This is a genomic window from Pseudomonas sp. ML2-2023-6, assembly GCF_037055265.1.
Classification (GTDB): domain Bacteria; phylum Pseudomonadota; class Gammaproteobacteria; order Pseudomonadales; family Pseudomonadaceae; genus Aquipseudomonas; species Aquipseudomonas kulmbachensis.
This window is the reverse complement of the sequence record NZ_CP146347.1, coordinates 4,758,050-4,777,906: the sequence shown is the minus strand read 5'-3', so window position 1 is coordinate 4,777,906 and position 19,857 is coordinate 4,758,050. Positions and strand designations below refer to the sequence as shown.

15 protein-coding genes and 2 pseudogenes are annotated in these 19,857 nt (G+C 55.4%); 13 read left to right on the top strand and 4 right to left on the bottom strand.

Annotated elements, in window-relative coordinates; translation table 11 throughout:
• Positions 1–17: 17 nt before the first annotated feature.
• A complete protein-coding gene (locus V6L79_RS22180) occupies positions 18–929 on the bottom strand; it encodes a LysR family transcriptional regulator (protein ID WP_261739415.1) in 912 nt (303 codons plus the stop codon).
• A 154-nt stretch (positions 930–1,083) separates the two neighbouring features.
• Between V6L79_RS22180 and speB the strand changes: the two genes are divergently transcribed.
• From speB to V6L79_RS22150, 6 genes are all read left to right on the top strand, one after another.
• On the top strand, positions 1,084–2,061 hold the full coding sequence (gene speB / locus V6L79_RS22175; protein ID WP_261739414.1) for an agmatinase: 978 nt from the start codon (positions 1,084–1,086) through the stop codon (positions 2,059–2,061).
• A gap of 96 nt (positions 2,062–2,157) precedes the next feature.
• On the top strand, positions 2,158–3,666 hold the full coding sequence (locus V6L79_RS22170) for an aldehyde dehydrogenase family protein (RefSeq protein ID WP_321834317.1): 1,509 nt from the start codon (positions 2,158–2,160) through the stop codon (positions 3,664–3,666).
• A 118-nt stretch (positions 3,667–3,784) separates the two neighbouring features.
• Positions 3,785–5,320 carry a cytosine permease gene (locus tag V6L79_RS22165; RefSeq protein WP_338579528.1) on the top strand — a complete coding sequence of 512 codons (1,536 nt, stop codon included), beginning with the start codon at positions 3,785–3,787 and terminating at the stop codon, positions 5,318–5,320.
• Between the two features lie 2 nt (positions 5,321–5,322).
• Positions 5,323–7,011: a choline dehydrogenase gene (betA, locus tag V6L79_RS22160; protein ID WP_261739412.1), complete on the top strand. Its 1,689-nt coding sequence runs from the start codon at positions 5,323–5,325 to the stop codon at positions 7,009–7,011.
• A gap of 289 nt (positions 7,012–7,300) precedes the next feature.
• Complete coding sequence (locus V6L79_RS22155) at positions 7,301–8,497, top strand: integrase family protein (RefSeq protein WP_338579527.1); 1,197 nt, start codon at positions 7,301–7,303, stop codon at positions 8,495–8,497.
• Positions 8,490–9,428 carry an FRG domain-containing protein gene (locus V6L79_RS22150; protein WP_338579526.1) on the top strand — a complete coding sequence of 313 codons (939 nt, stop codon included), beginning with the start codon at positions 8,490–8,492 and terminating at the stop codon, positions 9,426–9,428. Before V6L79_RS22155 ends, V6L79_RS22150 begins: the two co-directional genes overlap by 8 nt.
• 55 nt (positions 9,429–9,483) lie before the next feature.
• Here the strand turns inward: V6L79_RS22150 and V6L79_RS22145 are convergent, their stop codons facing one another.
• Entirely contained in the window at positions 9,484–9,696 is a 213-nt protein-coding gene (locus V6L79_RS22145; protein WP_338579525.1) for an AlpA family phage regulatory protein, read from the bottom strand.
• A gap of 128 nt (positions 9,697–9,824) precedes the next feature.
• Positions 9,825–10,424: pseudogene (locus tag V6L79_RS22140) on the bottom strand (terminase); the annotation flags it as partial.
• Between the two features lie 163 nt (positions 10,425–10,587).
• On the opposite strand from V6L79_RS22140, the pseudogene V6L79_RS22135 reads away from it, so the two are divergent.
• The 7 genes and pseudogenes from V6L79_RS22135 to V6L79_RS22105 form a co-directional block, all read left to right on the top strand.
• Positions 10,588–11,181: pseudogene (locus V6L79_RS22135) on the top strand (GPO family capsid scaffolding protein); the annotation flags it as partial.
• A gap of 1,267 nt (positions 11,182–12,448) precedes the next feature.
• Positions 12,449–14,050, top strand: a complete 1,602-nt coding sequence (locus V6L79_RS22130; protein WP_338579524.1) for a phage tail protein — start codon at positions 12,449–12,451, stop codon at positions 14,048–14,050.
• Between the two features lie 8 nt (positions 14,051–14,058).
• Complete coding sequence (locus V6L79_RS22125; protein ID WP_338579523.1) at positions 14,059–14,769, top strand: phage tail protein; 711 nt, start codon at positions 14,059–14,061, stop codon at positions 14,767–14,769.
• Positions 14,766–15,689 (top strand): hypothetical protein, encoded by a 924-nt coding sequence (locus tag V6L79_RS22120; protein WP_338579522.1) that lies wholly within the window; start codon positions 14,766–14,768, stop codon positions 15,687–15,689. The genes V6L79_RS22125 and V6L79_RS22120 overlap by 4 nt, the downstream gene beginning before the upstream one ends.
• On the top strand, positions 15,686–16,219 hold the full coding sequence (locus V6L79_RS22115; RefSeq protein ID WP_338579521.1) for a DNA-binding protein: 534 nt from the start codon (positions 15,686–15,688) through the stop codon (positions 16,217–16,219). The genes V6L79_RS22120 and V6L79_RS22115 overlap by 4 nt, the downstream gene beginning before the upstream one ends.
• A 5-nt stretch (positions 16,220–16,224) precedes the next feature.
• On the top strand, positions 16,225–16,917 hold the full coding sequence (locus V6L79_RS22110; protein ID WP_338579520.1) for a hypothetical protein: 693 nt from the start codon (positions 16,225–16,227) through the stop codon (positions 16,915–16,917).
• Entirely contained in the window at positions 16,902–17,879 is a 978-nt protein-coding gene (locus V6L79_RS22105; protein ID WP_338579519.1) for a hypothetical protein, read from the top strand. Before V6L79_RS22110 ends, V6L79_RS22105 begins: the two co-directional genes overlap by 16 nt.
• Positions 17,880–17,890: 11 nt before the next feature.
• On the opposite strand, the gene V6L79_RS22100 is transcribed toward V6L79_RS22105, so the two are convergent.
• Positions 17,891–19,126 carry an HNH endonuclease gene (locus V6L79_RS22100; protein ID WP_338579518.1) on the bottom strand — a complete coding sequence of 412 codons (1,236 nt, stop codon included), beginning with the start codon at positions 19,124–19,126 and terminating at the stop codon, positions 17,891–17,893.
• Positions 19,127–19,857 lie beyond the last annotated feature (731 nt).

The following is a 19,857-nucleotide window of genomic DNA, read 5'->3' as shown; positions in this document are numbered from 1 at the left end:
ATTGCGTACTCAGGTACTCAGAGTTGCGCGTCGTCACGTATGGCGGCCAGGTCTTCCAGAAACACTCGTAGAATCGGTGGCGGGGCGACGCCCCGTCGGGTGATCACATCAAAAGGGGAGGTCAGGCAAAGCGTGTTGGGTGCAAGTTGCTGCATCTCGCCGGTCTTGACCCACTGGGCCGCAAAGTGATTGGGCAGAAAGCCCAGGTAGGCTCCCGATATGATCAGAATGGCCAGTGCCTCGATATTGTCGACGGTGGCTGCCGCCTTGCTCACTCCCAGACTATCCAGATCGTATTGCTGCATAAAGCCCCGGGCCACGATACGACTTTCGCCGATTTCCTCCAGTAACTCGTCACTTTCTGCAGTACTTGCGAACAATGGGTGGCGGCGCCCGCAGTACAACCCGAGAGCTTCATGGTACAGCGGTGAATATTCAAGCCCCGACACGGGGTTGGGGAAGTGCCCTATGGCCAGGTGCAAACGGTTGTCGAGTACTCGCTCTTCCAGCTCTGCCGGGGTACCGACATAAACGTTGAGGTGTACATCGTGGCCGCGGGAAACAAAACGCTGCGTGGTTCTGGGCAGGGGCGAGCCGGGGTCGCTGATGGTGGAGTCGATGATGCCCAGATTCAGCTTGCCGGTGATGTTCTGTTTGAGCACACCGGCATCCAGGCAAAAGGAGTCCACGGCCATCAGCAGGCGCTGGGTGGATTCGTAAATGGCCACGCCTTGTTCGGTCAGGCGAAAGCCACTACGGCCGCGCTGGCACAGTTTTACCCCGAGCCGGGTTTCGAGGTGGGTCATTTGTTCGCTGATGGTCGACTGGCCGATATTCAAGGCCGCTTGTGCCGCAGAAAACCCTCCGCATTTTACGATCTCGACAAAGACCCTGAGCAGTTTCAGATCTACGGTGTGTAGTTGATTCACTCCGGTACTCCCTTCTCTTGATGCATCGGATAGCCCGATATGAGTATCGGATGATTAGCATTTTTTCCATCAAAACCTGCGCTCATAGTCACTCCAGCAGGGGACGCTTACCAGCACTGTCCTCGCCAATAACAAGAACTGGAGATACATCACTATGTCTAAGAATGGGTATGAATCCGGCCGTTTGAACCTTCCGTTCGTGGGTCACTGTACGTTTGGCAAGGCCCCGGTCTGCACCGATTGGGATGCCCTTGATGCCGACGTGGCGATCCTCGGAGCGCCCAATGACATGGGAACGCAATGGCGCTCCGGGGCACGTTTTGGTCCACGCGGGATTCGTGAGGCATCGACGCTGTTTTCCTTCGGTCATGCGGGTGCATACGATCACGAAGATGACGTTATGTACCTGACCGCTCAGGATGTGCGCATGGTGGATGTGGGGGATGCAGATATTATCCACACCGACATGAATGCCAGTAACGACAATATCGAATTCGCGGTACGCAAGATTCTCGAAGCCGGTGCCATGCCGGTGGTTCTGGGGGGGGATCATTCCGTACATGCCCCGGTGATCAAGGCGTTCGAGGGCAAGGGACCGATTCATATCGTGCATTTTGATGCGCATCTGGATTTTGTCGACGAGCGGCATGGCGTTCGATATGGCCATGGCAACCCGCTGCGCCGTGCTTCGGAAATGAACCACATTGTCGGCATGACCCAAATGGGCATCCGTAACGTGTCGTCGTCCAACCGCGATGACTATGAGGCCGCCTACGCTTCCGGCTCCAAAGTACTTTCTGTTCGCGATGTGCGCCGCCTCGGCACCGAGGGCGTACTGGAACTGATCCCGCAAGGGGTCAAATACTACATCACCATCGATATCGATGGTTTTGACCCTTCCATTGCACCTGGCACGGGAACCCCGAGCCACGGTGGTTTCTTGTACTACGAGGTACTGGAAATTATCCAGGCCCTGGCCAAACGCAGCAAAGGCAACATTATCGGCATGGATCTGGTGGAGGTTGCGCCGGTGTATGACCAGGCCGGTGTGACCTCGATTCTGGCCGCGCAATTGCTGCTCAACAGCATCGGTTTCATCTACCACGAGCGGGCCAAGGCACGCGAACTCTGATATGCGCAACACGTCGGGGATCAGTGTGCAGCCCCGGATCGAGTCTTGAACCCAAGAGGCTTGGCGTGACCTTCACCCCGGCCCGAGAGAATAAAAATGGACATGACCGTCAAGCAGTATTTGCAAACATTCGGTGTGAGCGAAGCGACGCAAAGATTTCTCACCAAACACCAGAAAATGTTTATTGCTGGAGAGTGGGTCGAGGCAAGCGACGGGCAAACGTCTGACGTGATTGAACCATCGACCGAGTGCGTTTTGACTCGCATTCCCATGGGCACCACCGCGGATCTGGACCGCGCCGTGCAGGCTGCTCGGGCGCAGTTTGACGGTGGCGCCTGGCGTCAGCTCAAGCCGCTGGAGCGCGAGCGGCTGATGCATCGGCTGGCCGATCTGATTGAAGAAAATGCTGATGAGCTGGCTGAAATCGAGTCCATCGATATGGGTAAATCGGTGTCCGGTGCCCGTGCTGTCGACTTGCAGGGTACGGTGGACACGCTGCGCTATTTCGCCGGGTGGGCGACCAAGATTCATGGACGAACTGTAGAACCGTCGCTACCCGGTAACTATCTGGCCTATACCCGCAAGGAGCCGATCGGTGTTGTGGGCGCCATCGTGCCGTGGAACTTCCCTTTGCAAACCATGGCCTGGAAGCTCGGTGCCGCGTTGGCCACCGGCTGCACAGTGGTGGTCAAACCGGCCGAGCTGACGTCACTGTCGGCCTTGCGCTTTGCAGAACTGGTGCAGCAAGCGGGCATCCCTGACGGTGTGGTTAACATTGTGACCGGGCGCGGTAATGTCGTTGGTGCAGCGATGGCGACCCATCCGGGTATCGATAAACTGACCTTTACCGGCTCGACCCCCGTTGGTCGCACTGTCGGGCAGGCGGCACTGGATGACATGAAGCGACTTACCCTGGAACTGGGCGGCAAGTCCCCGGTTATCGTGCTGGCCGATGCCGATGTGCCAGCGGCGGCTCAGGCGATTGCCAACGGGGTGTTTTTCAACTCGGGCCAGGTATGCGATGCGGGTACTCGGGCCTACGTACATCGCAGTATTTACGACAGCTTCCTGAGTGAGTTGATTGCCTACACTCGGACCCTGAAGATGGCGCCGGGGCTGGACCCCGACTGCTTTATCAGCCCGCTGGTTTCTGCATTGCAGAAACAACGGGTGTTGGACTACATCGAAATCGGCAAGCGCGAAGGTGCCGAGCTGGTCTATGGCGGACAGCCAGTCCAAGGTCCTGGCTACTTCGTCGAGCCGACGATCTTTGCTCATTGTCGCAACGATATGCAGATCGTTCAGGAGGAGATATTCGGCCCGGTGCTGGTTACCGCGCCGTTCGATGATGAAGAAGAAGCTCTGGCGCTGGCCAACGACTCTCCGTTCGGCCTGGCCGCAGCGCTGTACTCCAATGACCTGGGTCGCGTACACAGCCTGATTCCGCGGCTCCGGGCCGGTTCGGTGTACGTCAATGCCCACGGCACCATAGACCCTTCGATGCCGTTCGGAGGTTACAAGCAATCGGGTTTTGGCAAGGATCTGGGCGCTGAACAGCTCGATTACCTGCTGGAAACCAAAGCGGTGTGGATAACGCTGCCCTGAGAGTCTTGTGACTCTGGTTCGTCGGGCGCCTGACGCGACTCTGAAAAGACGCACTCCAGTGCGTGCCGGAGCAGGTCGGTTATCTGGTCATGATCTTCACTACCTTTGCGAGTACATCATGGACACTCTTCACAAATCGGCTGTCGAAGGGCACTCGATCGACTTTATTCCCGAAAGCGAGCGCACCGACAAACTGTCCAGCCAGGGACCGTTCTGGTTTCTTGGTAACTTCACATTCTTCACCATGACCATAGGTTTCGTTGGCCCCAGTGTTGGGCTGAGTGCCTTATGGACCATCCTGGCCGGCACGCTGGGCATCATGTTTGGCACTTTGTTCATGGCATTTCACGGCTCCCAAGGGCCGCACTTGGGTTTGCCGCAGATGATCCAGTCGCGGGCCCAGTTCGGTTATCGCGGGGTGATTTTGGCACTGTTGGCCACGCTGTTTGTGTTCGCCGGTTTCAACATTGTCAACATGGTGTTGATGATGCAGGGCCTCAAGGAGCTCTTCGGTTTCAACCCGCTGATTGTGGCGCTGGCCGTGACGGTGCCAGCGACGGTGCTGGCGATTCTGGGACATGACTGGATGCACCGCAGTTTCAAGTGGGCGCTGTTTCTGTCGATCCCGCTCTACGGTCTGGTGACGCTGGCAGTAATGATGAATTGGGTGCCCGATGCACCGATGCCGCTGCTCGCTGCGGGTGAGGCAACCCCGGCACCTTTGGGTTTTAACTGGACCGGCTTTATCACCCAGTTTGCCGCAGCCGCCAGTTACAACATTGCCTATGCGCCATACGTATCCGACTACTCACGCTACCTGCCCAAGAACACCCATAGCGGGAAACTGATCGCGGTGGTGTTTCTCGGCGCTTCTCTGTCCGGTGCCTGGATGATTGCCGTGGGTGCCTGGCTGGCCGATCACCTGCATGCGAGTAACGTTCTGGTTGCGCTGTCGCAAGTGGGCAACACCGTCTCCCCCTTGATGGGCATTGTTGTGGTCGGTGTGACCATTCTGGTGTTTTTGCCGGTTATCGCCATGAACATTTACAGCGCCAAGCTGACCACCTTGACGTGCGTGGACTCGATCAAACACATCGAGCCGACGCGCAGGGCACGTATCCTCGCAATCGCTTTTGTGATCCTGCTGCAACTGGGTGTGTCGCTGAGCCTTCAGGGGTCGGACAAAGGTTTGTCGGTGCTGGGGATCTATCTGGTGGTGATGCTGTATTTCCTGGTGCCATGGACGGCCGTGAACCTCACCGACTACTTCTTTGTGCGCAAGGGGCGCTATGCCATCCCGCACTTTTTCACGCCGCACGACAGCCTCTATGGCAGTTGGGGCATGCGTGGCCTCGCTTCATATGCCATTGGTTTCGTCGCGATGATCCCGTTCTTCTACATCTTTGATGGGGTGGCGCAGAAGGAAGTCTATGTCGGCCCGCTGGCCAAGGCTCTGGGCAATATAGATATCGCCTGGCTGGTCGGGCTCATCGTGTCGGGGCTTGTGTACTACTGGTTAAGCCGCTCGATCGATCTCAAAAACGAAGAAGCCGTCATTCAGGGGATCGAACTGACGCATCCGCATTTCACCACCGGGGACAAGGCAGCGATGCCGCTTGCGCCGCTGTCCGGCATTACGAATTTTGGGAGATAGACATGTCGATCAAAGATTTTGATTACATCATCATTGGCGCAGGCTCTGCCGGATGCGTGTTGGCCAATCGGCTGACCGAAGACCTCGATACTCAGGTTCTGGTGCTCGAATACGGCGGTAGCGATCGCAGTGTGGTGATCCAGATGCCGAGTGCGTTTTCGATCCCGATGAACACCACCAAATACAACTGGCGCTATGAGTCCGAGCCCGAGCCTTACCTCGATGGCCGTCGCATTCATTGTCCGCGGGGCAAGGTGCTGGGTGGCTCGTCGTCTATCAACGGGCTGGTCTATATCCGTGGCCATGCTTTTGACTTTGACGAGTGGGAATCCTTGGGCGCAGAGGGCTGGGGCTATCGCAATTGCCTACCGTACTTCAAGCGTGCCGAGAGTTGTGAAGCGGGCGGTGACGAGTATCGCGGAGGCAGCGGCCCGCTGCATACCACCAGCGGCAACAAGATGAAAAACCCGCTGTACGGGGCTTGGGTCGATGCCGGTGCCGAAGCGGGATACATCAAGACCGATGACTGCAATGGCTACATGCAGGAAGGCTTTGGCGCCATGCATATGACGGTCAAAGACGGCGTTCGTTGCTCTACGGCCAATGCCTATTTACGACCTGCCATGCAGCGTCCCAATTTGACTGTGATCACCCTGGCGATGACCCGTCAGATCATTCTCGACGGCCAGCGCGCAGTGGGCGTCAGCTACGACCGTGACGGCCAGACCCACACGGTTTACTGCAAGCGCGAAGTGCTGATTTGCGCGGGGCCGATTGGCTCGCCGCATCTGTTGCAACGCTCCGGAATCGGCCCCTCGGTAGTGCTCGAAAAGGCCGGGGTAGAGGTGCTGCACGATCTGCCTGGAGTGGGCGAGAACCTTCAGGATCACTCGGAAATCTACATCCAGTACGGCTGCAAGGAACCGGTCACCCTCAACAGCAAAATGGACCCCCTGAGCAAACTGACGATTGGCCTGCGCTGGTTGCTGTGCAAGGACGGGCTCGGAGCAACCAACCACTTTGAAGCTGGCGGTTTTATCCGTTCCGAACAGGGTCTGCGCTGGCCGGATATTCAGTTTCACTTCTTGCCCGCTGCCATGCGCTATGACGGCAAAAAACCGATCAAGGGCCACGGCTTTATGGTGCTCACCGGGCCGAACAAACCCAAGAGTCGTGGCCATGTACGGCTTCGTTCGGCGGATCCCTATGAGCATCCTGAGATTCTGTTCAACTACTTGCAACGCGAAGAGGACCGCGAAGGTTTTCGACGTTGCGTGCGCCTGACCCGGGAAATCATTGGCCAACCCGCTATGGACCGTTTCCGTGACACCGAGATTGCACCAGGACCGAACGTGAACAGCGATGCCGAGATCGATGCCTTCGTACGCGAAAATCTGGAAAGCACCTACCACCCTTGTGGTTCGTGCCGCATGGGGGAGGACGATATGGCAGTGGTGGATTCACAACTGCGAGTGCGCGGGGTCGAGGGTTTACGTGTGATCGACTCGTCTGTATTCCCGACAGAGCCGAACGGCAACCTCAACGCTCCTACCATCATGCTGGCCGAGCGGGCCGCAGATCTGGTTCGTGGGTGCAAGATGCTTCCTGAGTCCGATGTGGTTGTGGGGTTGGCTGCACAGTGGGAAACACGTCAGCGCACTTCAGCACCGGTGAGAAAAGTCAGCGTTTGAGGCGTAGTGCAGTGTGGGGGATTTTGACTTGAAGAATGGATTCTTACTTTGAGCTGCTTATGGAATTTGGGAGTTTCCATGGAAGCAAAAGTGGAGCGGGTGGCGGGAATCGAACCCGCGTGATCAGCTTGGGAATCTTGGGCGGGTGGTGTTTCGTAGTGTCTCGGGATGTATGCTTGCACTCCGCAAAGCCCGCAGGAATGGGCCTTAGCGGCGAGTCGGTCATTTCATGCTGTTTCACCGGCTACCCCCAAATTTCAGGCCAACGGCCCCCAGTAACGGCCCCCAGATGCTCACCGAAAAACAAATCAAGGCAATGAAGCCTGAAGAAAAGGAATACACCGTCTCCGATGGCCGCAGTGCCAGGGGCGAGGGTGTTCTTATGTTGCGAGTTCGACCCAACGGAACAAAGGAGTTCTATTTTCAGCGCCGGTTAAACGGCAAGAAGATCAAGTCGAAGCTGGGCGTCTATCCCACCCTGGGCCTGTCGGCTGCCCGTGACCTGTGCCGCGCAGAAAAGGAAATACAGATATCTGCGGGCACCTTCAAAAATCTGCTCGATGCCTACATTACCAAGCTGGAAGGGGAGGGCGCTGCCTCGGCGGCTGATGTGAAGTGGTCGTTCAAGCACTATGTGATTGAGCCCTTCCCTGATCTAGTCAATCGTCCGGTGTCGCTGATTGGCCCTGCGGAGATACGCGACATCATCAGCAAGATGATTGCTGCGGGTATCACGACTTACTGCAACCGCGTCCGATCTCAACTGCATGCAGCCTTCCAGGTTGGACTTGAACAAGAGTTCAACCCCCGTAGCTACCAGAAGGCGAATCTGAAATTTGGCATCACCAGCAACCCGGTGGCCAGCGTTCCGGTACAGGCTGACTGGGAGAAACCGGGCAACCGCGCTCTGTCAAAAGAAGAACTCGCCACGCTGTGGCAGCTGCTGCCTGAGCATTTGAGCCTGGTCACGTCGGAGCTGATTAAATTCTTGATCGCTTCAGGTGGCCAACGACCCGAACAGTTACTGGCGACAGAGCGTAGAAACTACTTTTCCGATCACTTGATTATCCGCAGCAACAAAGGTGTTGAGGGGGAACGTACCTTGCACACCGTGCCTTACAACGATCTGATGCGGGGTTGTCTGCATGTAATGAATGAGGTCAGCGAGAACAGCGCTTACCCCTTTGAAGGAAAAGCCAAGGACACGTCATTGCATGCCAATTCGTTGTCTCGTGCAGTCACTAAGCTCTATGGTCGGCACACTGAGAAGTTTAACGGGGCTTTCACGCTGCGCGATTTGCGCCGCACCTGCAAAACCCTGATGGGCGTAGCAGGCTTGGATAAAGAACTTCGAGATCGAGTCCAAGGACATGCATTTAATGATGTATCATCAAAACATTACGACAGATATGATTATTTTAGAGAAAAAAGTCAGGCGCTAAGTTTGTGGTGTGATTGGCTTATGGAGGAGGTGGTAAGTGTTTAAGGATTTACGCTCTGAAGAGCCGAAGAGGTTTAAGCTTTATGAGTTTTGTGCTGCTCGTGATTTAATAGATTTTCTTTCCCCGTTGAATAATTTGTGGTCTTCTGGGCAGTACATATTTAGAGGGCAAGGTGACTCTAATTATGGATTGATTCCTTCAGCTTGTAGAAGTGGAGAAGGATCTTTTGCAGGTAAAAGCCCATATCGAATTTTTGGTACAACTAGTCTCGAACAGGTCGAGTTTGAACTGGCAATTCTCAAGAGGTTTTTAGAGGGCTGTGATAAAGCAGGATTGGTAGTGCCGGGCTATAGCGAAAAGCTAAAAGGTGAGTTGGATGGAGGGGTAGATAGTATTGTTGACAAGACTGTTATGTGGCCTCCGAAAGGATTTTATGAGGTTTTAGCTGCTGCACAGCATCATGGAGTTCCAACTCGACTTCTTGACTGGAGCCGCAGAAGTTATGTTGCTGCATATTTCGCTGGAGCTTCGGCTAGTTATGAAATAACCGGACAGCCAGAAGTCGCAATATGGGCGTTGGATATAAGCTCTAGAAAATCTTGGCAGAAGATCAGGATAATCGATCCGCCGGGTGGGACGAGTAAGAACCTAGCTGCCCAGTCTGGTGTTTTCACAATGCAAATCAATTCTGATCTGGGGTTGTGCGAGTATACAAAAATTTACCTTGAAGATATTGATGAGATATATGCGGCTATGGAGTTTTCAGCTTGTCCGCCATTGATGAAAATGACGTTGCCTGTTCAGGAAGTCCCTGAGTTGATGTCTTTGTGCTCAAAGTTTGGTGTCAGTGGTTCTACCCTATTTCCAGGGTATGAGGGAGTTGCCAAGGATGTCCAGGAGTGGGCAAGAGAAAAAAATGGAATTTCTTATATTATGAGTCAAGAAGAAATTGAGAATTATAATGGGGATGATTGAGTAAGTGGCTAGTGATTTTGTTAGGGGTTAAGTAAGTGCTAATAGATGAAGCCGCTCACGCGGCCTCAGATGTATTTAATGCTTTCCATTCTTCGGGGTTCTGCTGCCAAGTAGCTAAAGCAGATTCCCTCCAGCCGACACGCCCGGCCGAGATAACAACAGGCTTTGGAAAGCGCCCTCGTTTGACCTCGCGCCAAAGAGTTGTGCGGGAGAGTGAGGTGATCTCCAAGACATCCTTTTCACGTATGAAACGATCTAGCTTAATCACTCCTTCACCTCTTTAAAGTTTACAGTATGTGTATAACTCTCTGAACTTGAATCCGAACGCCCTCTTTGAGCGGTATCACGCAGCCTGAAAAATCCAGCACCGCACGGTTTTCGCTTTGTCAGCGGCGTCGACAACACCGCGTCCATGAAGGCTTCGCCGGCGAAGTAGTAAGTCAGCCCGACCTGGCGACTTTTGAGAATGTTGCGGATCCGGCAGGTCAGCGGGTTTTGCTTAGCCGCGAACAGTTCCTTTTGGTAGCCGTACATCTTGGAGATGAACTTATCCAGGAAGTCCACTTCGGTCAGGCCGCTGATATCGTTCTTGGCCTTCTTTTCCCGTTTTTTGTCGCCACTGTCCCTACGACCGGAACGCTCCCCTCGTGAGCCTTGGCGGCGCTCCTGGGGTTCTGCCGGATCGTCAACGTTTGGGGCCAGTGATGGCTTGGTGGCTTGTTTAAGAAGTCGCTCGCGAATGGTGGTCAACCGGTCCAGCTCGTTCAGGTCGTCCTTGGAGAGGCTCGTGGCCTTGTCCAGTAGCAGGGTGATCCGTCGGCCGATCGCCGTCAGCGGTTCTTCATCCGACAGCATGTCCTCCCAACCGCCCTGGCGAATCCAGTAGTAGACGATCCGGATGTTGGGCAGGTTGAGTTGCGCCTGAATTTCCTTCGCCTTACAGCGGCGTAGAAACAGGCGTTTAGCAGCTTCTTTTACTTCGGTTGAATAGAGCATGGGCCGCAGTCTATGCGGCGAAAACGCGGTAAACGCGGTGTTAAATTCCGCGTTCCTCCTATAAGTCGAATATAGGAGGAACGCGCAGTTGAATCGTTTGTTTGAGGCCGAATGGCTCCTTATCGTGGCGGCTCATTCAACCGATTGAGCGCAGTTATCGCCCATGCCCCGTTCCCTTGTTTCGTTCTGGAAACGTGTCGCCACCAGCGGCCCGACCGTTGACGGTCGAGTAATCCTTCCCCAGGAACTGCGTGATATCGCTGAGACCTACAGCACCACCACCTATACCGCTTCGATCTGGAGCGAACACGAACGCTGGCCTGGTTCCCACGGCACCGTGTTTGCCGTGCGTCTGGTTGAGGATGCGGAAGATTTGCAGCCTGGCCAAGTGGCTCTGGAAGCCCAGTTGAAGCCAAACCAGCGGCTGCTTTACCTCAATGATCAGGGTGAAAAACTGTTCACCAGCATCGAGGTCACTCCGGACTTTGCCAACACTGGTAAGGCGTATCTGACCGGGTTGGCGGTGACCGATTCCCCGGCCAGCCTGGGCACCCAGGAACTCTACTTTTCCCGCAAAACCGGCCAACCCGCTTATTTTGCGGCCTCTGTGGCCTTTGGGCCTCTGGGGAAACTGAAAGAGGAAGACCCAGTGGGTGAGATCGGCAAGCTGACTCGTCTGCTGACCCGGATGTTCAGCCTCTTTGCGGCTGTTGACCCTTCCATCGAAACGCCATCAATCCCCCCCACGGGCGAAGCCGAGTATCTGGCTGCAGCTCGCAAGCACTGGGATGCGTACCTTACGTATTTCTACGCTGGCCAGCCCATCCCGGATACACCGTCGCGCTGGATTGCCAACTGGATTGTTAACGCCAAGGAACCGGTGTTGGCCAACTGGCCGATCGATCCGGTGAACCCGACGCAAAGCGGTTTTAAAGGCGTGCCCTTTGAGTTTGTCGACGGTTTCACCCGCATTCCACACGGTGCGCCGCACTGGGGTGAGTACCTGGACAAGGCCACCTTTGCCTTTGAAGGGGATCTGGCCTGGAACGCAATCAATGCGTCCGTAAAAGCTCGCAAAGAGGATGGTTCGACCGACTGGAGCGCCGACGGTAAACAGTTCGACGTGGATTGGGTGATTGTCTGGACGGGGCAAAAGATCGATGCCAACGGTCGCGAGCTGTCCACCGGACATGATGCGGCCGAGTTTGGCTCCGTCCAGCTCAGGGACACCACGCTGCAGGGCGAGTACCCATTCAATTACGCCACGCGCCAACCGGTGGAGTTCGGCGGGCAGTACATCCCGCGCAACGCGGTGCAGCACAACCGCCCGTTGCACGTGCCGCTACTGGGCAGCGCCAACCAGATGGGCAATGCCGCCGACGGTGAGGAATGGTTCGCTGACGCCTGCTACGTGTGGAACCGTTGGGACAACTTCAAGTACGGCACACCGGACACCTTCACCATGAATCACTGGGGTGATGGCACTGCTTGGTCAGGCTACCAGCCTCGAGCATTTCAGGGCGCATGCCGTGCCTGGCAGCAACTGGTCGAGGACGGCAAACCTGTACCGGAAAAGTTGAAGGCGTATGTCGGCAACTGGATCAACTGGTTGGGCGAGTTTGTCAGCCAGCACAACGGCGTACTGCCCACCGACTTTCCAATGACCAGCGTTCCCCAGCCAGTGCCTGACGACTTCACCGGGCACATGACCGGCCTGTGGTTGTCCGGCGCCTGCATGGCTGCCATGGCGGGCTGTGAGCACCCGCAGCTGAACACGTTGATTGAGGCATGCGTCACCGAGCTGCAAAACAACTACGTGGTAACGCCTGTACCTGGTCAACCCATGAACGGTTGCTGGAGTCCGGCGGTTCGCCTGGGAACGGATAACGGCATGTTCTTCGGTTTCTGGGCCGGGGAGATCCTGCGCGGCCTGGGCATGTACATCTTGCTTAAACAACTTGGCCCCGGGGCGAGCATTTTCGACCGCCATCCACACGCTTAAAAATTACTGAACAGGTAGACGTATGTCTTCAAACATCACGATCGCGGGTGAAAATCTTATCGCGAAAAAGCATGGTGAACAGAAAGCGCTGGAAGTCAGCCGTTTTGTGTTCGCACTCATCCCAGGCTTGAACCCCGAAAGCGAAGTGGATCGCGCCTCAACCCTGCCGCCTGCAGCGCAAATCGTCCACACGGCCCCCATTCAGCGATCGGGCTACGTGACCCCCAATCAGGTGGTCTACAGCGTGATGCTGGGTTCTGACGTAGGCGACTGGGACTTCAACTGGGTAGGGCTGCAGACTGCTGAAAACGTTCTGTTGGCCGTGGCGTACGTGCCCGTGCAGCAAAAGCGCAAGAACCGGCACCCGTACCAGGTTGGCAACAACCTGACCCGAAACTTTATGGTCGCCTTCAGCGGCGCCCAGGCCATGACCGGCATCACGATCGACGCCAGTACCTGGCAACACGATTTTACCGTCCGCCTAGGCGGCATCGATGAGCGCGAGCGGCTGCACAATCGCGACTTTTTTGGTCGAGCGTGTTTTTTCGACAGTGGCCTGCAGTTGGTCAAAACAGGTAGCAGCTATCAGCTCAAGCCGGGTATTGCCTACGTTGAAGGCATTCGCGTTGTGCAGACCGAGCCGACCATCATCAACGTGGCCAACGTGCCATCCAAAGCCTGGCTGGAGGTCGCTTTACAGCGCAAGGGCAGCGATATGGTCACCACCTGCCAGGTGGTCTTTGGCGCAAACCTGGTCGACAAAACCGACAGCGCCGGTACCCGTCATTACTTCGTGCCGATCGCGGATCTGCCCAACTCCAACACTGTGACCGATTTGCGTCTGCCTCAACCGGTCGACGTTGCCTTGATCGAGCATCTGGCCTTACGCAATGGCGACTATGAAAAGCTGCGAGCCCGGGGCACTACAAAAGAGGACGTCGGGCTCAGTGAGTTGCCCAACGCTAAAAGCGATGATCCAAAGGCCAACAACAGCGCCATCCTGGCGACGACTAAGGCACTGCAGAATCTCAGGCTGCAATTGGAAGAGGACATGGTCGGCATGACAGGACTGTTTTCAACTCCAAATGCACCTATGGGGTGGCTAAAGGAAAACGGCGCGGCGGTATCGCGAACTGTTTACGCTCGTTTGTTCGCCAAGATCGGAACACGTTTCGGTGCAGGCGATGGTGTTAATACCTTCAACCTTCGAGATTCACGTGGACTATTTCCACGTTTTTTGGATGACGGAAGAGGCATCGACCTAGGGCGACAACTGGGCAGTAATCAGGCAGACGAGATCCGCAGCCACAACCACACGGGTAGTGCGGCAGGAGCAGGTGGGCACACACATGGTGCATCCAGCGACATGCAGGGGGCTCATACACACAAGGTCAAGGAAGGCTCTGTTGGGCCCGATGGATCTTCGGGAGAAGTCCTGACATCCGGGGATGACCTGACCTATATCCCTTACAGCTACTCGACGACGTCAAGGGAAGGGGCGCATACACACAATATTTCCATTGGATCAGTCGGCGATCACAGCCACGCCATCACCATTGGTTATTTCGGGGGCGCAGAAACACGCCCGCAAAACACTGCCTTCCTAGCCTGCATTAAGTATTGAGACCCGATATGGACACCAAAATCGTTTTTCAGACTGATCATCATGGGATCTACACAGGTGAAACCTGTGCTGACCGCTGCCCTTTAGAGCCAGATGTCTGGTTGATCCCGGGCGGCTGCGTGGAAGTAGCGCCCCCAGCGATCCCTGCACACCAAGCGGCCCATTGGAATGGCAAGGCGTGGAAGCTGATCGAGTCGTACCAGGGCGAGATCGTCTATCACAAGATCACCGGGCAGCCGTTGCTGATCGAAACCCCTGCGCCACTGCCAAAAGGTTACACCTTGAAAGCACCCGGTGAGCATCAGGTATGGAGCAAAGGCCAGTGGGTTGACGATGTGCCGGCACTGGTAAAAATTCGTCACGCCGAACAGTTGGACGCGGTAAATGCGGCCTGTGAACAAGCAATCACAATGGGTTTTTCCTGCGATGTCCTGGGGGAAACACACTGCTACGACAGTACCCTGATTGACCAGGTCAACCTGACTAGCCAGGTGGTACTGGGCAACGACGGGCACCTGGCCTGCCGTGATGCCCTGGGCGTCAAAGCCTACCGCGAGCACACCGCCGAGCAGTTGCACCTAGTCAGTGCCGCGTTCAACCATCACCGGCTGACCTGCCAGCAAAAAGCCCTGTTGCTCAAAGACCAGCTGGATGTGGCCCTGACCGCCAACGACCTAGCCGCGATCAAGGCGGTGAGCTGGGCAGCAGGCCAAGCATGAGCTGGGCGCCCGTCACCATGCGCTGGCCAAGCCAGTCAACCCAATGGCTGAGCCAGCTGTCCACCGCCAAACAGATGGCCGGATCTGAGCTGGCCAGCACCGCGTCACGCCTCGAAACGCTCAAGAGCATGGCCACCACCAGCCCGGGGCCGGTTGCTGAACTTGCAAAGCAGGGGATCGAGGCCGGGCGCTCGGCAATGGCTGACGCCCTGGGCGAAGTCCCGGCGTGCCTGGTAGTGACACCGTTCCAGAGTGGGGTTGGTCAGGGCACCGGCTTATTGCGTGCGTTGGCCGCGCCGAACCTGCTGCAGCTGCTGAGCGCCAAACTTAAGGACAGCCACGACACCGGGCTACCCATCGGCCAGCAATACGCGTTGGTGATCCTGTTCCTGGGCACTCGATATGACCAGTTCGCCGCCACCCTGGCGCGGTTCAACGCCTTGCTACCGTTTCCGGATCTGGAGCGCGCCCAGCGCCGTGCCCAGCAGTTATTCAAGCTGGAGGCGGAAAAGTGGGAGCTACCTTCTGCCGGTGCGCTGCCGCGCTGGGGGCAGATGCCCCTGGAGCGTTGCACCGTGACCAAAGCCGCAAGCCAGGCGCTGTCCAGCCAACTGGCGGCGCTGGAGGGCTACGCCGCTGACAGCTCGCCCATGGCCGACTTGGCGGCCCTGGCTGCACGCAAAGCCACTCAGGCCCAAGCCCACGACCGAAAGCTGGCCGAGCTGCAGCAGCTGCTGACCGGGAGCACCGCTGAAACCACCATGCAATGCCGCCTGATCGGCCCCGGGAACGGCGCCGAGCTGAGTGCCCAACTGCTGGAAGGCCAAGCCCCGGGCCATGAATGGGGGATCTGCGCTGGCATGGTGCTGGTGGGATCGCGCAAAGGGCTGAGCTTTGTACAGGAGATGATCGGCCTATGACGCTGCTACTTGATGGCGAACAAGTGCGCTGCAAAAACATGAAAGCCACGGCAAATCTGCGCATTGAAAGCGGGGATATGTCGGGTCAGACCAGCAACAGCGACAAGGCCCACACCGGTTTCAAGCCCAAAACTCTGACCTTTTCCGGGCTTATCCGGCATGCCGATGCGGACTGGTTGCGCACGCTGATGCGCCTGGCCGAGGCAACAGAGAGCGGTGGCCAACTCAAAACCTATCGCATCGTTCACGACACGGCCGCCGCATTCGGCATGCGCCAGGTGCAATTCAGCGACGGGGTCAGCTCCCGGGAACACGACACGCTGCAGGCCTGGCTGATCCAGTTCACGCTGACCGAGAAGCTGAGCAACCCCGAGCGGGTAGAAGGCCGTCGCACGGGCAACACCGTGGCCAGTCAGTCGGCGCCCGGGCAAGGCGTTGCCGGTGAGAACGGCAGTGATCCGGAAAAGCCCGGGCAAGAGCTGACCGGCTTTGAAGCCGTGCTGAAAAAAATTGATAACTGGATGGGCTGACCGCCATGAAACTGCACAAAGTGCTGACCATCGGCGGCACCACGTACCCGCTGGTTAAAGACGATGTCCGGCTAGAACTGCGTACCCCGGGGCGAGCCTCGTTCACGGTGCAAGCCAAAGCTCCGTTAAAAGGATTGGTGACGCTGGACATTGGTTACAACGACAAGCCGCTGCAGCGGTTTTTCATTGGCTACGTCGAGCACAGTACCAGCGTGAACGCCGTCGAGCAGGTGCTGTTCTGCCGCGAGCTGGCTGCGATCCTGAGTCAGCCGCTGCCGCTAAACCTGCGCCATGTGGATCTGCGCGCCGTCCTGACCGCTATCAGCAACAAGACCGGGCTCACGTTCCGCGTGCCTGACCAGCCCTATGCCAAGGTCAAAGCCCCGTTCTTTTACAACCTGGCCACCGGCATTCAAGCCATGGACAGCCTGGCCCGGGTGTTCAGCATCCCCGACCCGATCTGGCAGCAGCAGGGCGACGGCGAAGTCTTTGTTGGCAGTTGGGCCGACAGTTTTTTTGGTGCCCGGGAGCCGCTGCAGCTGCCAATCGAATTGTTCGACGGCTACCAGGGCAACGAAAGCGCCATGGTCGCCGCCATGCCAGGCATTCGTCCTGGTGCAACCTTTAACCAGGCACAACGCATCGTTTCGGTGTCGCTGGCCGCGAATCAAATGGGTTTGAAGTGGAAGAAGCAATAAAACGCGCTGTAGAACGTCAATTTCCCGAGCTGAGCGGCGGCTACCACCTGCCCAGATTCGCCCTGGTGCAAGGCGTGGCCGATGCCCCGGCGCAGTCCGGCATCTGCGACAACTTTCGGCCCCGGTACGCGGTAGACCTGCAGGTACTGGCCGAAGACGGCGAACCCGACCCCAACCTGCCGATTCTGGCCGGTGTACCGCTACCAGTGTCCGTGGGCGGTGATGAGATGGGCTTTTTCGGCTTCCCGGGGGAAGGCACCACGGTGGTGGTCAACTTCGCCTATGGCATGCCCAGCAAGCCCTTTATCCAGACCATATTGCCCCACGGCCTGAGCCTGCCTAAGGTGCCCAAAGGGGATCAAGTCTGGCAGCACAGCGAAACTGCCCAGCAGCGCGTAGACGCCGACGGCAACTGGTCGCGGCAGACCGATGGCCGTATACAGGACTTTTCAGCGGATCGCGAAGTGCAGGCCCTGGACAACCAGGAGCACTATCAAAGCCACACCCAAGAAGTGGATGACCATTCAAAAGAGAAGGTCGGCGGTGTAAAAACACTCGAAGCGATGGGTGCCATGAAACTGCTTTCAGGCGGGTCAATGAGCGTGGCGGCTGTAGATGACTTGCACCAGGCCACAGGCCGCGACTTGAATTTGGTGGTTGGTGATAAGTACAACGCCACCGTGGGTGGCGATATGCAGGAGCGGATCGAGGGCCTGCGCAAGAGCGTGGCGGGGGATGGCCAGCGGTTGGTCGCACCAAAAAACTGGATCGGTTCGGAAAGCGTGAACCTGTTTAAGGTGGTTTGTGATTTGCTCGACCTAGTGCAGGAGATGAACACGCAACTGGCGGGGCATACGCATATGCCAGGGCCGATGCCGAGTCCAACCGATGCTGAAGCATTCACCCTAAACGTTGACATCGTGTCTGGGCTGGCATCTAAACTTAGACCTATAGTTATGTGAGAAAAGCCTAATTATTCATTTCTTGGTAAAAATGCATTGGATACAAGGTCGTAGTTGGCAATAAGATAATCGCTGAGTGTTGACTCGGATATCTTATGCTCATTGTATCTAACTGTATAAATCATAGTCTCTATATGATGAGGCACGTTATCGCGAGCAAGAAAAACAGTTTGAGTGCCCATGCCATAAAATCTGAATAAAACAACAAGGTAAATCCCGCCATCTTGACTAGTGCCACTTGCCATCATTATGACGTGGCTATCGCTAGGGGGGTTCTCCAATACTTCTACTATGTTTTTTCCATCACCCAAAGAACAAGGCAGCTTTGGATTGCCTGTCAAAATTGAGCTCTTTACATCATCGAAGCAAGGGTGGCTTGCGAATATTGATCCCATGTTATGTATTAACAAATTAAATCCAATTTTCGCTATGGCTCTGTCGCATTCCCCACTCCACATAGATGAAGAACCTATAACAGGGCGCTCGAATTTTTTTGACACTACTCCAGCTTCCATGTCAGCAACCTCTGGCAGGCTTTTGCGGAGTCGCTCTAAATAATATTCGATTTTAGAGTTGTCTTTAATTTTAAGAACAATTTGCCCATCTTTCATTTGAAATAGCCGAGAATGATAACTTATGCCGTCTTTATCTTTACTCGTTAAGGGTTCCAGCCAAATTCCTAGCGCAGGAGGTTTAGATAGAGTAAACGTGCCATCCGATTTGAATTTGTTCTCGGAAATAACATAGTTGGATATCAGAAAACTTGCCGGGCATGAATTTTTGTTTTTTGAAATTACAGATACGTTATTTTGTTTGAGGATGTTTAATGCTTTCTCGCCAAAACTGACAAGAGGGGCTAGAGAGCTTGCTGAGTATTTTGTCTCGCTATCATTTTTAAATATTACTTGTGGGAGGATTGTAAATTCCCCGCTGCAGGCATAATCAATTTCTAGAAACAAACGCTCCTCGCTATCTATTAGGACTGATCCATTTGCCGAGTATCTAGAAAAAGACTTCCCTCTCCCTTTAGGCTGATTATGCCATCTAGCCAACCCAACCAGCGAATGCCGCAATAATGTCGCTTCCAGACCAGAAAATAATTTTGAGTTGCACTCAAAGCAAACAAGTCCATCCAATTTATAGTTATTGTCATCTCCCCCAAGACCCGCTGAAATAACGTGCTCAGTATTAAAATCATTGGATTCTTTGCAGTAAATACACATCCCCGTGTGGTTATTCATACTCATCCCCTCTCGCTGAATAGCTCGGCACAGCCATCATCGCTTGAAAATAGCGAAACTAAAAAAAAAAATCATAAAAAAGCACTTATCCCCCTCCCGCCGACGGGCCTTGTGTCCTTTTTTTGTGCAAATCCGGATGTAGTGCAAACGAACCTGCAGCCCAGGCGGGCTGTGGGGCTCTGCAGCCGATCGGCAATTGCACAGAATGCAAAGTTTTGAAGAGAAGTGCAGCGCGGTTGCACGAAGGTGCTCAGAACGTACGAGGAAGGCGTAGCGGTGAAGTGCCCGGATTCATTGGGCCAAAACTTTTAAAACGTGGGTTCCGGTGTGTTTTCAAAAACGCGCACGATCTTTTTCTGGCAGGTATTGATGGTGTGCGGGGAGAGGCTGAATTTCCTGCGCGCCACGACTGGCGGGGCCTGTAGCGTATCTGTTGGATTTCATGGGACTGCACGCGGTCGACGACCAGATTCCCCATTGCTCGAGCAAATCAGGCTCGCTTAAAAAGTCGTTTTATTGAGATTTTTTCTCAGGTCGAGGGGGGTATTTTCAAAAAGAGCGATATGAGTAATACGGATCGAAGGATAGGTGTGGAGGCCCCGGTTTTACTGGGCTTTGGGTATTACAAGGGAAGGTAATATGAAGCGATATGAAAAGTAATATTTCTGCCAAACCCCCGGATTCATTGGGTTTTAAAGAATAGAAATATAGCTTTTAAGAAAGGTAATACTATCGCC

What these genes read in the sequence shown, in the direction of transcription:
- V6L79_RS22100 (WP_338579518.1), bottom strand. Translation starts at nt 19,126, where the DNA reads ATGAGTATGAATAACCACACGGGGATGTGTATTTACTGCAAAGAATCC.
- V6L79_RS22155 (WP_338579527.1), top strand. Translation starts at nt 7,301, where the DNA reads ATGCTCACCGAAAAACAAATCAAGGCAATGAAGCCTGAAGAAAAGGAA.
- V6L79_RS22110 (WP_338579520.1), top strand. Translation starts at nt 16,225, where the DNA reads ATGAAACTGCACAAAGTGCTGACCATCGGCGGCACCACGTACCCGCTG.
- betA (WP_261739412.1), top strand. Translation starts at nt 5,323, where the DNA reads ATGTCGATCAAAGATTTTGATTACATCATCATTGGCGCAGGCTCTGCC.
- V6L79_RS22125 (WP_338579523.1), top strand. Translation starts at nt 14,059, where the DNA reads ATGGACACCAAAATCGTTTTTCAGACTGATCATCATGGGATCTACACA.
- V6L79_RS22120 (WP_338579522.1), top strand. Translation starts at nt 14,766, where the DNA reads ATGAGCTGGGCGCCCGTCACCATGCGCTGGCCAAGCCAGTCAACCCAA.
- V6L79_RS22115 (WP_338579521.1), top strand. Translation starts at nt 15,686, where the DNA reads ATGACGCTGCTACTTGATGGCGAACAAGTGCGCTGCAAAAACATGAAA.
- V6L79_RS22170 (WP_321834317.1), top strand. Translation starts at nt 2,158, where the DNA reads ATGGACATGACCGTCAAGCAGTATTTGCAAACATTCGGTGTGAGCGAA.
- speB (WP_261739414.1), top strand. Translation starts at nt 1,084, where the DNA reads ATGTCTAAGAATGGGTATGAATCCGGCCGTTTGAACCTTCCGTTCGTG.
- V6L79_RS22130 (WP_338579524.1), top strand. Translation starts at nt 12,449, where the DNA reads ATGTCTTCAAACATCACGATCGCGGGTGAAAATCTTATCGCGAAAAAG.
- V6L79_RS22165 (WP_338579528.1), top strand. Translation starts at nt 3,785, where the DNA reads ATGGACACTCTTCACAAATCGGCTGTCGAAGGGCACTCGATCGACTTT.